At 44.5% G+C, this 12,388-nt stretch carries 12 protein-coding genes; 6 read left to right on the forward strand and 6 right to left on the reverse strand.

Going from position 1 to position 12,388, the window contains the following annotated elements:
- Positions 1-49: 49 nt before the first annotated feature.
- Positions 50-1,330 (reverse strand): DUF308 domain-containing protein, encoded by a 1,281-nt coding sequence (locus FJR71_RS06150; protein ID WP_140814339.1) that lies wholly within the window; start codon positions 1,328-1,330, stop codon positions 50-52.
- Positions 1,331-1,431: 101 nt separating this feature from the next.
- Between FJR71_RS06150 and FJR71_RS06155 the strand changes: the two genes are divergently transcribed.
- From FJR71_RS06155 to FJR71_RS06165, 3 genes are all read left to right on the forward strand, one after another.
- Complete coding sequence (locus FJR71_RS06155; protein ID WP_140814340.1) at positions 1,432-3,711, forward strand: Xaa-Pro dipeptidyl-peptidase; 2,280 nt, start codon at positions 1,432-1,434, stop codon at positions 3,709-3,711.
- A 112-nt stretch (positions 3,712-3,823) separates the two neighbouring features.
- A complete protein-coding gene (locus tag FJR71_RS06160; RefSeq protein ID WP_048690819.1) occupies positions 3,824-4,339 on the forward strand; it encodes a DUF536 domain-containing protein in 516 nt (171 codons plus the stop codon).
- A gap of 88 nt (positions 4,340-4,427) precedes the next feature.
- Positions 4,428-5,021 (forward strand): 3'-5' exonuclease, encoded by a 594-nt coding sequence (locus FJR71_RS06165; protein ID WP_140814341.1) that lies wholly within the window; start codon positions 4,428-4,430, stop codon positions 5,019-5,021.
- A 37-nt stretch (positions 5,022-5,058) separates the two neighbouring features.
- Here the strand turns inward: FJR71_RS06165 and FJR71_RS06170 are convergent, their stop codons facing one another.
- Together FJR71_RS06170 and FJR71_RS06175 are read right to left on the reverse strand one after the other, a co-directional pair.
- Positions 5,059-5,358, reverse strand: coding sequence for a YbaB/EbfC family nucleoid-associated protein (locus FJR71_RS06170; RefSeq protein ID WP_048690824.1), 300 nt, complete (start codon positions 5,356-5,358; stop codon positions 5,059-5,061).
- A gap of 140 nt (positions 5,359-5,498) precedes the next feature.
- Positions 5,499-6,845 (reverse strand): Nramp family divalent metal transporter, encoded by a 1,347-nt coding sequence (locus FJR71_RS06175; RefSeq protein WP_140814342.1) that lies wholly within the window; start codon positions 6,843-6,845, stop codon positions 5,499-5,501.
- A 287-nt stretch (positions 6,846-7,132) separates the two neighbouring features.
- Between FJR71_RS06175 and FJR71_RS06180 the strand changes: the two genes are divergently transcribed.
- The 3 genes from FJR71_RS06180 to FJR71_RS06190 all read left to right on the forward strand — a co-directional run bounded on the left by FJR71_RS06180 (position 7,133) and on the right by FJR71_RS06190 (position 10,457).
- Complete coding sequence (locus tag FJR71_RS06180; protein WP_006595548.1) at positions 7,133-7,663, forward strand: hypothetical protein; 531 nt, start codon at positions 7,133-7,135, stop codon at positions 7,661-7,663.
- An 87-nt stretch (positions 7,664-7,750) separates the two neighbouring features.
- Positions 7,751-8,923: an aminoacetone oxidase gene (gene aao / locus FJR71_RS06185; RefSeq protein WP_140814343.1), complete on the forward strand. Its 1,173-nt coding sequence runs from the start codon at positions 7,751-7,753 to the stop codon at positions 8,921-8,923.
- Between the two features lie 196 nt (positions 8,924-9,119).
- On the forward strand, positions 9,120-10,457 hold the full coding sequence (locus tag FJR71_RS06190; protein ID WP_140814344.1) for a sodium-dependent transporter: 1,338 nt from the start codon (positions 9,120-9,122) through the stop codon (positions 10,455-10,457).
- Positions 10,458-10,496: 39 nt separating this feature from the next.
- Here FJR71_RS06190 and FJR71_RS06195 read toward each other — a convergent pair whose 3' ends face one another.
- From FJR71_RS06195 to FJR71_RS06205, 3 genes are all read right to left on the reverse strand, one after another.
- Complete coding sequence (locus tag FJR71_RS06195; RefSeq protein WP_414280969.1) at positions 10,497-11,168, reverse strand: hypothetical protein; 672 nt, start codon at positions 11,166-11,168, stop codon at positions 10,497-10,499.
- A 122-nt stretch (positions 11,169-11,290) separates the two neighbouring features.
- Complete coding sequence (locus FJR71_RS06200) at positions 11,291-11,620, reverse strand: AzlD domain-containing protein (RefSeq protein ID WP_048690834.1); 330 nt, start codon at positions 11,618-11,620, stop codon at positions 11,291-11,293.
- Positions 11,607-12,302 carry an AzlC family ABC transporter permease gene (locus FJR71_RS06205; RefSeq protein ID WP_048690835.1) on the reverse strand — a complete coding sequence of 232 codons (696 nt, stop codon included), beginning with the start codon at positions 12,300-12,302 and terminating at the stop codon, positions 11,607-11,609. Before FJR71_RS06205 ends, FJR71_RS06200 begins: the two co-directional genes overlap by 14 nt.
- Between the last annotated feature and the right edge of the window lie 86 nt (positions 12,303-12,388).

The following is a 12,388-nucleotide window of genomic DNA, read 5'->3' on the forward strand; positions in this document are numbered from 1 at the left end:
TGTGCAAAAAAGACAGATTTCTCAAAATTTTGAATCTGTCTTTCTTTACTTAATATACTGTTCGTGTATGGACCCGCCCGTTTGGAGCTTCAAATTCGTATTCTAAGTAATCCTGATAGGTCCCTGGTGCAATCACTCCACGCACATCTAATACAGCCGTTCCCGCCTGTCCCACAATGGAATCTGCTAACAGGCAGCAATTCGTAGACAGAACAAAGTAAGATTTAAAACGCGAAGAAGTAAATTTATATAGCTCAGCCCCTAAATCATATTTCAATTTGTAAGCGTAGGTCGGCTGACCGTCTTCCAGTAACCTACTAGGTGGATCCCAAGGTTCTAACAACTGATCAATTTCAGCTAGACGCTTCTCTACTGCCTGATTCTCTTCTTCGGTAAGGGATAGGCTGTAGCCAAACAGCGTCTTTTGACTCTCTTTTTTACATAGTTCGATGTATGGTTCCTTATCCACTTTAAACAGTACGCCATCCCCAATCGTCCCAAATAGACGCTCTGAAAAGGGATCGTAACTTCCGTAAGAAATGACCTTCCCCTGATAACAAATATCTACATGCCCAATCGCTCCAAATAAGTTGCTGTCAGAAGTATGAACCAAAATTTCTAATTCCCTTGCCTCTTCTTCTTTTTTCACCAATCGATAAGGGCCTGTGTGTCCCGCCGAGCTCCCTTTTTGAAGAAACTGGTTAAACCGTTTTAACTCCTTAGCAGGGATAAAGGCTGCAAAGATAACCGGTAGGCTAATACGAAAGCGACGTTTTAACTCTTGGCCTTGTTGGTCTTTGTCAAATAAAATACCATCTCGAATATTAGAAATCCCCAACAAGACCAGATAAGCCCCCAAGAGGATAAATTGGAAGTGCCCATCTGAACCAGGTTCCAAGACAGTTGCTAGACCAATCCCACCGTTTAAAAGCGCATCCCATAAATAGAGCCAGCCTCCTTTTACCCGATTGGCCTTATAAAGCCAAAATGTGATCCCATAGGCAATGGCACTCCCCAACTGATATGCCCCTAAACAAATCACAACTAAGTTTACGGGCAGACTACTCAGTCGATTCAACCAGATCAACGCAAGTGAAAGAAAAATAAACCAAATAGAGTGGCTATAGGAAATAGACTTGCTACGTAACAAAAAGCGAAGAAGAAAGCTTCCTAGTCCATCAACTAAAAAGTAAATGGCTAATAGATCCAAGGAAAATTTTGTGAAACCAACACCGTTTCGAAAAATGAGGATCCCAAAAATGACGGCAAGAACCCCAAACAATAAAGTCCGTCTTCTTGCAACTTCTTCAACAGATAATTTTCTCACCATGACACCCTCCTTCAGAGATCAAAGGTCTTTAGACAAATACTATTTTATCACGTATAATATAAGAAGTAAAGAAACAGTGAAGCTGATAAAAGGAGCATCCTATGAAATTCAATCAATATAGCTATCTACCAGTCGACCAAGCAGACATTCTAAAGGAACTGAAAGAAATCGGGTTTGACCTTCCTACTCACCTCTCGGAAAAAGAACTGTTTGAAGGGTTTGTTCGCAAGGTTTACTTCACCTATAAAAACACAGACTATCCCCTCTCTAACCTCGTAGTGAATGCTGAAACAGATCTCCTGAGCTATTTCCAATCAGACCGCGAATGGTCGCCGGAGATTTTTTACACAGTAGCTCTCCAGTTGCTCGGTTTCCGCTATTTTATTGACTTTGAAGATACGGACAGTTTCTTGAAAGAAGTCCAATTTCCGATTGAGTATGGAAACTTGGTCGAAAACCTCTACCACCTCCTCAATACTCGAACAGTCAAAGGGAATTTACTAATTGAGCAGTTGGTCAGCGATGGCTTGATTCTTGAAGACAATCGCTACCACTTTTTCAACGGAAAAAGTCTAGCTACCTTTAACTGCCATAATGTGATTCGTGAGGTGGTCTATGTGGAAAGTCGGATTGATAGCGACCAAGATGGCCTTCCAGATTTGGTCAAGGTCAATATTATTCGCCCTCGCTATGAAGGAAAAATCCCAGCCGTCATGACTGCCAGCCCTTATCACCAAGGAACCAATGACAAGGCTAGTGACAAGGCACTCTATAATATGAATGTGGACCTCGAGGTCAAAGAACCTCATACCATTCAAGTAGAAGAACCTCAATTAGAATTGGTGGATCCTGTCGGTTCAGCTCAACTAGTCTCTGAGGCTGAAGAAACCCTCACTCATATCAACAGCAGTTATACTCTCAATGACTACCTGCTCGCTCGTGGCTTTGCCAATCTCTACGTCTCCGGTCTTGGAACCAAGGATTCCCAAGGCTTGATGACCAACGGGGATTACCGTCAAATCGAGGCCTATAAAAATGTCATCGACTGGCTCAACGGACGCTGTCGTGCCTTCACAGACCACAGTCGCCAACGCCAAATCAAGGCCGATTGGTCCAACGGCAAAGTTGCTACGACAGGCTTGTCCTACCTAGGGACCATGTCCAATGGACTGGCTACCACAGGTGTCGATGGCCTAGAAGTCATCATTGCTGAAGCCGGTATCTCCTCTTGGTACAACTACTATCGGGAAAACGGACTCGTGACGAGTCCTGGTGGCTATCCTGGAGAGGATTTTGATTCACTCGCTGAGTTGACCTATTCACGCGCCCTTCGGGCTGGAGACTATCTCCGCCACCATGCAGCCCATCTAGCGGATTTGGAACGGCTTAAAGAGCAAATAGATCGCAAAACAGGGGACTACAACCAATTCTGGCATGACCGCAACTATCTCCTTCAGGCAGACAAAGTCAAGGCAGAGGTCGTCTTCACCCATGGTTCCCAAGACTGGAACGTGAAGCCCCTCCATGTATACCAAATGTTCCAAGCCCTTCCAGCCAACATCAAGAAACACCTCTTCTACCACAATGGTGCCCATGTCTATCTCAACAACTGGCAGTCCATTGACTTCCGTGAGAGCATGAACGCCCTCCTTTCTAAAAAATTACTGGGCTATGATTCAAGTTATGAATTGCCAACCGTCATCTGGCAGGACAATACAGGAGAACAAAGTTGGACCTCCTTGGAAGACTTTGGCAATCAAACAGCCCAGCGCACCTTCTCGCTCGGAGATGGTGAGAAAGTTATCCAAAACCGCTATGCGACAGAAGACTATGAGCGCTATGGCAAGGCCTATCCAACTTTCCTAACGGACCTCTACCAGGATAAGGCGCAACAAGTGACCATCGATCTTCCGATTGCAGAAGACCTACACCTCAACGGAAAAGCTCACCTTCACCTGCGGCTCCAATCTAGCACTGACAAGGGCTTGCTCTCAGTCCAACTCATGGAGCTAGGAAGCAAGAAATATCTCCAACCCTATCCAGCTGTCCTATCCGTCCGTACACTGGATAACGGTCGTTACCATATGCTGGACAACTTGACTGAATTGCCATTTAAGGAAGCCGGCCAACGAGTGATTACAAAGGGGTGTCTTAACCTCCAAAACCGTCATGACCTCTTAGAGGTTGAGCCCGTAACACCAGGAGAATGGATGGAATTCGACTTTGAACTCCAACCAACCATCTACAAACTGGAGAAAGGGACCACTCTTCGTCTCGTCCTTTATACAACCGACTTCGAGATCACTGTTCGCGACCAAACGGACTACCAACTCACTATTGATCTGGCCAACTCGAGCTTAACCCTTCCTAAGATGGATTAAGGAATTTCATGCTTTTTCCTTGTCGTCCCTTCCCTTGCTTGATTTGACAGCCTTGCCTACTTATGATAATATCTAAGAGAGTATTTCATAGAAAAAGAGTTTAGAGGATATTATGGCTATCGAAAAAACAGTCAGCGAAATTGCTGAAATTCTAGGAGTTAGTCGCCAAGCGGTCAACAACCGTGTCAAGGCCCTAGATCCTGAAGATACAGAAAAAAATGATAAGGGAGTTACCGTCGTAACCCGTAGTGGCTTGATCAAGCTAGAAGAGATCTACAAAAAAACCATCTTTGAAGACGAACCAGTCAGCGATGATGTGAAACAGCGTGAATTGATGGAAATTTTGGTAGATGAAAAAAATGCCGAGATCGTTCGTCTCTACGAACAACTAAAAGCAAAAGACGACCAGCTAAAATCCAAAGATGAGCAATTAGCTAAAAAGGATGAGCAGTTGCGTGTCAAAGATGTTCAGATCGCTGAAAAAGACAAACAGCTCGACCAACAACAACAGCTAACCCTTCAGGCTATGAATGACCGCGAAACATTGAAATTGGAATTAGATCAAGCCAATGAAAAGGTTCAAGAACAAGAGAGTAAAGGCTTCTGGAGACGCGTCTTTGGTCGCTAAAAACTGACTTCGGTCAGTTTTTTCTATGCCTTTTCCTCCCCTCAACAATTAGAAAATCCAAAAACACCCATTAGATGAAGGAGTTCCCTTGAAAGAATTAAGCCACTATGTCTCCTTTGATTTAGAATTTAATCAATTTGAAGGAAAGTACCACATTATCCAAGTTTCTGCTGTCCGCTTTGCAGATGGCCAAGAAGTTGCCCACTATGATTCCTATGCCTATACGGATAAACCACTAAAGAGCTTTATCAATGGCCTCACCGGGATCACATCTGATAAAATCCTCCAAGCTCCCCCACTCGAGCAAGTTCTAGCGGAGTTTCGAGATTTTGTTGCAGATAGCCCCCTCATTGGATACAATGCCATTAAGAGTGACCTCCCTATCCTAGCGGAAAATGGGCTGGAGTTCACAGACCAATACGCTGTTGATGTCTTTGAGGAAGCTTCTAAACGCCGGCCTTCTGACCTCCATGGGATCAAAAACTTGCAGCTCCATACAGTTGCTCAGTTTTTAGGAGTAGCTGGAAAATCGCATGATAGTCTAGAAGATGCCCGGATGACTGCCATCGTTTATGAAGCCTTTCTCGAATCAGACCGGGCCCGGCAACTCCTAACCGAACAAGAATCCTTTTCTACCTCTCCTTTTGGTGGATTGGACCTCTCCAATTTTTTTAACGACTAAAAAACCTCTATCGATGATAGAGGTTTTCTCTGTATGCTTAGAATGGTAATTTACCAGCAAAAGCTCCCAATTTTTTCTTGGTTGCTGCATCAATTTCTTCGATGGCTGCATTGATAGCTTGAACAGTCATATCAGAAAGAGTTTCTGTATCTTCTGGGTCCACGACTGCCGGGTTAAATTCGATGGATACCACCTTTTTATCACCTGTCAAGGTAGCGACGACCAAGTCCTGAGCAGACTTACCAACAAATTGAGAAGCAGCCAATTCTGCCTGACTTTGTTCCATTTGTTTCTGAAGCTTTTGTGCTTGCTTCATCATATTTTGCATATTCATCATAAGATTTTCTAGATTCCTTTCGTATCAAGGGTTTAGACCCTGTTTCTTAGTTTTTACTGCCCACTTTTGCCCATTTTCTAGCTAGATGGGAACTTCCCTTCTATTATAGCATGTTTTCCTTGTCCGACAAAGCTGATTTTTTATTTAAAGAGCGTCGTCACAATGAGTTGGACGTTTAAAAGAGTCAGAAGAGTAGCGACTCCGTAAGCTAAGTAGGTATTCCATTTTGCATTGACAAATTCTCCCATGATTTTTTTATTGGAGGTAAAGTAAACCAAGGGAAAAATTGAAAATGGTAGAGCCAGAGACAAGAAGACTTGAGAATAGACCAACAAATCATCTAGAACACTTTCCTGGTCTCCAAAGAGAAAGGCGACAATCAGGACAGGAGTGAGGGCCAACATCCGTGTAAAGAGGCGGACAAGCCATTGAGGAAGGCGGAATCTAAGGAAACCTTCCATGACAATTTGACCCGTCAGAGTGCCTGTAATTGTTGAATTCTGACCACTTGCTAACAAAGCAACAGCAAACAAAGTGGACAGAAAAGGACTTGCAATAGCTCCTGCAATGGCATTGTTTTGCAAGGCATCATACATACTAGAGAAGGCTCCAATTTCTTCTGCATGTCCAAAAAAGAGGGCCGCTCCGAGAATCAGCAAGAGTGAGTTGACAACAAAAGCCAGGGTCAATTCAATATTAGAGTCCCAGGTCATGAAACGCACAGCCCGACGAACATCTGCAGGATCCTCATAATCAACCTTGCGTGTCTGTGAAATGGAGGAATGCAAATAGAGATTATGGGGCATGACGGTTGCACCAATAATCCCCAAGGCCAGCGTCAAGGCTTGTGATCCCTTGGGGAGACCAATACCTACAATTTCTTTCTGAGGAAGAAAGCCAGCAAAAATGCCACCTATATCTGGTTTTGATAGGACCACAAGGTAGATAAAAATCCCCAGAATGGTCAATATTAAGGTGGAGACAATAGCCTCAATCTTACGAAAACCTAAGTGCATGAGTCCAAGGAGGAGGAAGACATCCAGGATGGTGACCAAAATAGAAAAGAGCAAAGGCCATCCGAATAGCAAATGGAGTGCAATCCCTGAACCAATGACTTCTGCTAAATCTGTCGCCATCAAGGCTAATTCAATCACTATCCAGAGAATATAGCGGAGCCACTTGGGCAAATGCGTCGCTGTTGTCTGGGCCAAATCTTTCCGATGGACAATCCCTAGTTTCCCAGCCATCTGTTGCAATTGCATGGCAATCAAGGAAGACAAGAGAACCACCGACAAGAGCAAGTAACGATAGTGAGCCCCTCCAACAACGCTGGTGATCCAGTTTCCAGGATCCATGTAGCCCACTGCTACTAGGCTCCCCGGACCTGAAAACAATAATAAGGTCCTCCAAAAAGAAGTTCCCTTGGGAACCTTGACAGATTGATTGATTTCTTGGAGCGATTTCCGCTCTAACTGTTCTAAACTCATGATATCCTTCTTTCCATGACGTCACTTCCCCTTGATTATAGCACAAATGAAAGATTTCGGTAAATTTTCTTTGCATTTTCAAAAAAAGATGCTCTTCTTCGTCCCCACTTCCCCATTTTCTTCGTATTCCTTTAGCGATTTTTTCTCCTTTACTCCTCCAAAATGAACCGAATAGCTTCAAAAATGAACCAAATAGATTTTTCCCCCTATCTGACTTCAAAAGCTTGTATACTATTCGTAACTGAAAGATAGCTCAGTTATTTACTCAACAGCAAAGGAAAGAAACTATGATCTATGTCATTGAATACAATTATCCCTCTAAGATGTTGGTCGAACATATTAACAACTATCTAGAGAAAAAACGGGTTCGTAATCTACCAGTCAAGCTGGTCTATAATGGAAATATATCCTATATCGACTATGACTTGAAAAACATTTACTTCTTCTCCTGTCAAGGAAATTCTGGAATCAACGCCTACAAAGAGCTCGAACGCATCCGAAGAAATGATCCCTTCGGACGCATCATCGTCCACTCTAACAAGGTGGACGGACGAAGACTCATGGACCATAAGCTACAAGTCTATGGTTTGATGGAACTAAGCCTTAGTGACTACGGAAAGCCAGACCTCTATTATCAAGAGCTCGACTTCTTGCTCGGTGATCTCTACGAAGAGCTCTGGGAAATGGCGGCAGAAGCCAAGTACGCTGCTGGGAAGAAAACCAATCAACTCTTCCCACGCTGGGGTCCTGAAATCGGCATTTACCCACCTAAGCGTTATTCCATCCACCTCCGTCAAAATCCAGACGAAGACAATTAACTCATAAAAAGTGGAGCCTGGGGACAGGGTCCATTTTTTATGTTACAATGAACTGGAAATAAAACGAGACGAGAAAAAGGAGACCTTATGAACCACTACGATACCATTGTCATCGGAGGAGGCCCTGCTGGTATGATGGCCACCATCTCCAGCGCCTTCTACGGGCAAGCAACCCTCCTCTTGGAAAAGAACCGCAAACTAGGGAAAAAACTAGCTGGGACTGGTGGAGGCCGGTGCAATGTGACCAACAATGGAAGCCTGGACGATCTCCTAGCAGGCATTCCAGGAAACGGACGTTTCCTTTACAGTGTCTTTTCTCAATTTGACAATCATGATATCATCCGCTTCTTCACAGAAAACGGGGTCAAGCTCAAGGTCGAAGACCATGGTCGAGTCTTTCCAGCTTCAGATCGTTCCCAAACAATTATTCAAGCTCTGACAGATAAGATTGCCGAGCTCGGCGGTCAAGTCCGCTGCCAGGTAGAGGTAACGTCTGTGAAGAAAATCGATGGACAATTCGTCATCAAATCCAAAGATGAGACCTGGACTGCGGACCGCTTGATTGTGACAACTGGTGGAAAGTCCTACCCTTCGACGGGCTCTACCGGCTTTGGCCACGATATCGCCCGTCACTTTAAGCACACTATCACGGAACTAGAAGCTGCTGAAAGCCCCCTCCTGACAGATTTCCCCCACAAGGCCCTTCAAGGGATTTCCTTAGACGATGTGACCCTCCACTATGGCAAACACCACATTACCCATGACCTCCTCTTTACCCACTTTGGCCTGTCTGGCCCGGCTGCCCTTCGGATGTCAAGCTTTGTCAAGGGTGGAGAGATCCTGACACTGGATAGTCTCCCTCACTATTCTAAGGAAGAACTCACTGCAATCCTAGAGGAAAATCGTGAGAAGTCCTTAAAGAATGTTCTGAAGGCCCACCTGCCAGAACGCCTGGCGGAATTCTTTGCCCAGGATTTTCCCGAAAAGGTGAAGCAACTCTCTCCTAAAGAAATCGATGCCGTACTAGCGAAAGTAAAGGAACTCCCAATCCCTGTAACAGGGAAGATGTCCTTGGCCAAATCTTTTGTAACCAAAGGTGGCGTCAGCCTCAAGGAAATCAATCCCAAGACCTTAGAAAGTAAGTTGGTCCCCGGTCTTCATTTTGCTGGGGAGGTCTTGGATATCAATGCCCATACAGGAGGATTTAACATTACTTCTGCCCTCTGTACCGGTTGGGTGGCCGGAAGTCTCCACTATTGACAGCTTTTTCAAAAGATGTTAGGATTATTTTTAGAACAAATCCAGCAACAAACATAAGAGTCATCTTCTAAAAGATTTCACTTTGCGTTTTAAGGCTATTTAGTTCGTACTAAATAGCCTTTTTCTTTTGTCTATGAAAGAGCCTTTGCTGGCCTTTGCTTTCTTCCTATATTTGAACTAGAAATGGAGAATCTAAATGGAAAAATCTCAATGGGGTTCCAAAATTGGCTTCATCCTAGCCTCTGCAGGTTCTGCAATTGGTCTTGGGGCTGTTTGGAAGTTCCCTTATATGACCGCTGCTAATGGAGGCGGAAGTTTCCTTCTTGTTTTTTTGATAGCAACTCTACTTATCGGCTTCCCCCTCTTACTGGCTGAATTTACCCTAGGACGTGCAGCTGGTGTCTCTGCCATTAAAACCTTTGGAAAACTCGGTGGCCGTCGCCTTTATGATGGAATCGGTTGGATCGGTGCCTTTGCCCTGTTTATCCTCCTCTCCTTCTACAGTGTCATAGGTGGCTGGATCCTGATTTATCTAGGAGTCGCCTTGGGAGAGTTATTCCAACTTCTCTCAGTTAGTGACTATACCCAGCTCTTTGGGGAGATTATTTCAAATCCCTGGTTGGCTCTTGGGGCCCAGGCCATCTTCATCCTCCTCAATGTCTTGATTGTTTCCAAGGGGGTGGAACAAGGGATTGAAAAGACCTCAAAATTCATGATGCCACTTCTCTTCATTATCTTCTTAGTCATGATTGGTCGTTCCTTGACCTTACCTAGCGCTTGGGAGGGAGTTAGCTATTTCCTCAAGCCAGACTTCTCCAAGATGACTAGCCAAGGTCTGCTCTACGCTTTGGGGCAATCGTTTTTCGCTCTCTCGCTAGGGGTGACAGCCATGTTGACTTATGCTTCTTATTTGGACAAGGACACTGACCTGGTCCAATCCGGGATTTCCGTCGTCTTCATGAATATCGCCGTTTCTATCATGGCGGGCTTGGCGATCTTCCCAGCCATGTCAGCCTTTCAAATCCCTTCTACTAGTGGACCGGGACTCCTCTTTGTAGTCCTGCCACAAGTCTTTGACAAGATGCCTTTTGGTACCCTCTTCTACCTGCTTTTCCTTCTTCTCTTCCTCTTTGCGACCATTACCTCATCCGTCGTCATGTTAGAGATTAATGTCGGGAACGTCACCAACCAAAACAACAAACAGCGGGCTAAATTGAGCCAAATCATTGGTCTTCTGACCTTTGTCTTTGGGATCCCGTCTGCCCTTTCCTATGGAGTACTCTCCAAGTGGACCCTTTTTGGAAAATCCTTCTTTGATTGTATGGACTTTTTGGTTTCCAACCTCCTCATGCCTTTTGGAGCTCTCTGCCTCTCCCTATTTACAGGCTATATCTTTGATCAAGTCCTAGCCCAAGAAGAACTCAAGGTGGGAGAAGAGAAAACCAAGCGCTTCTTCTTCAAGCTCTGGATTTTCTTGCTTCGCTTTGTGATTCCAATCGTCATCCTCATTGTCTTTATTACACAATTTATCTAAAACAAAATCCACGACTCCTTAGGGATTCGTGGATTTTCTTTATTTTGTAAGGGAAACACGGAAATCATTGTATTTGCTATAATCAAAGTCTTCATTAAGCCCTGTTACAAATACAATCGGTGTATAATGGCCCTCTTCTAAGATGAAGCCGGGTTTTACCTTCATATTGGCTCCCCCAAGTCCAGCAATCCCTGGAAGAAGGGCATCAAAAGCGCCAGGTTCGTCTGTTTCCCAGTAATAGACATTACCAGATGCTTGAACTGCCTTGGCTTTCGTTGTTGCAGTACGAACAGGATTCAAATCAGCTTGATAAAAGTTCGCTGTTGTAGTGACCGTACCGTCTGCAGCCACGGTCATTTGAACATCTTTGGCAATTTCAGTTGTTCCCGTCCAAGTCCCTACCAGCTCTTCTGGCACCATTTGAGACGAGTCTGTAGCCTTGTTAGTGCTTGCTACAGCAGATCCTGCATCGGTTTGACCTGAGTTTCCTGCGTCTTGAGAAGCAGCTTGTGCCCCTTCTTGCGCATCCGTTTCAGTAGCTTTTGTCTCTTTCTTACCAGAAGCTGCCTTTGCTTTTTTCTGACTAGACTTCACCGTCGTTTGTGCTTCTTTGGCAGAAGATTTGTTCTCTTCTTTTTTTGAACCACAGGCTACGAGTAGGCTTGCAGAAGTTAATCCTAAAAGTGCTAAACTTGTCCATTTTTTCATCATGATGATCCCTCACTTCATTTGATAAAAACTATTATATTACAATATTACTCAATGTCAAGTGTTTTTGAAATATTTTTGTAATATTTGTAACAAATAGCAATCTATCTAAAAATTCAGGAGATTCAGGCGACAAGCAAACGTAAGAGGGCAACCAAGACAATCCCGAATAGAACCGTACCCATTAGGTTTTTGTAGCGAAAGGCTACTATCATGGTCGGAATGGTTGCGACCAGATCCACCCACCGAACTTGAGGAAGCTGGCCTACTTTCCCCTCTATCAGACTGGAAAGGATTAGGGCAAAAATGATGGCAATGGGAAGGTACTTTAGAAAACGCAGAACTGGATCCGGCAACCCCCGGTATTTGACCAAAACGAAGGGCAAAATGCGTGGAATCCAGGTGACCACTGCGGACGTCAAAATAACCAAGAAAATCCAACTATTCACGCGCATCGCACATCACCCCCACGAAACAACCTGTTAAAGTAGCCACTAAAACGGCCAAGGATTGGGTCAAAAAGAAGGTCAAGAGGAAAAAGCTAAGGGCTACTGCACCTAAAACAAGGAGCATGGTAGCCATCTTCTCCGTCAAACGCATGCCTTGAAACTGACCTGCAAAAATCCCAATAAACATGGCAACTAAGGCGAAGTCCAGGCCGAAGGCACTAGGATTGGGCAAGAGGGAGCCTAGGGCTGTCCCCAAAATGGTTGATAATCCCCAGGCTAGATAACCGACCACATTATTGCCATGCATCCAGGGAACAGTGATCCGGTCACTTTTCAATTTTTCACTCAAATAAACCCCGTAACTCTCATCTGTCAACAAACTACCAATTCCAATATTATGGACCAGGCTAGCCTCCTTGAAATCAGGGGAGGTATGCAGACTCATAAGCATATTGCGCAAATTGATGAAAAAGACGGTTAAGGCAATATTCATGAGGGACGAATGGACGGCAATCAAAGAGATCATAGCAAACTGAGAAGCCCCTGCGTAAACCAAGAGACTCATCAAGCCCATTTCTAAAGGGGAGAGATAGGGCGACGCCACCACACCACAGGCTAAGCCAATACTGATATAACCCAAGGCCGTCGGAAGGGCATCCCTGACCCCCTGCTGAAAATTCTTTTCCACTCTTTCTCCTTTCTTTTTTGATGCTATCTATTATAACAAAAAAAGGGACGGGAATCGTCCTCCCGTCGTTTATGTTCGTTTCTCAA

Source organism: Streptococcus xiaochunlingii (assembly GCF_006385805.1).
GTDB classification, from domain to species: domain Bacteria; phylum Bacillota; class Bacilli; order Lactobacillales; family Streptococcaceae; genus Streptococcus; species Streptococcus xiaochunlingii.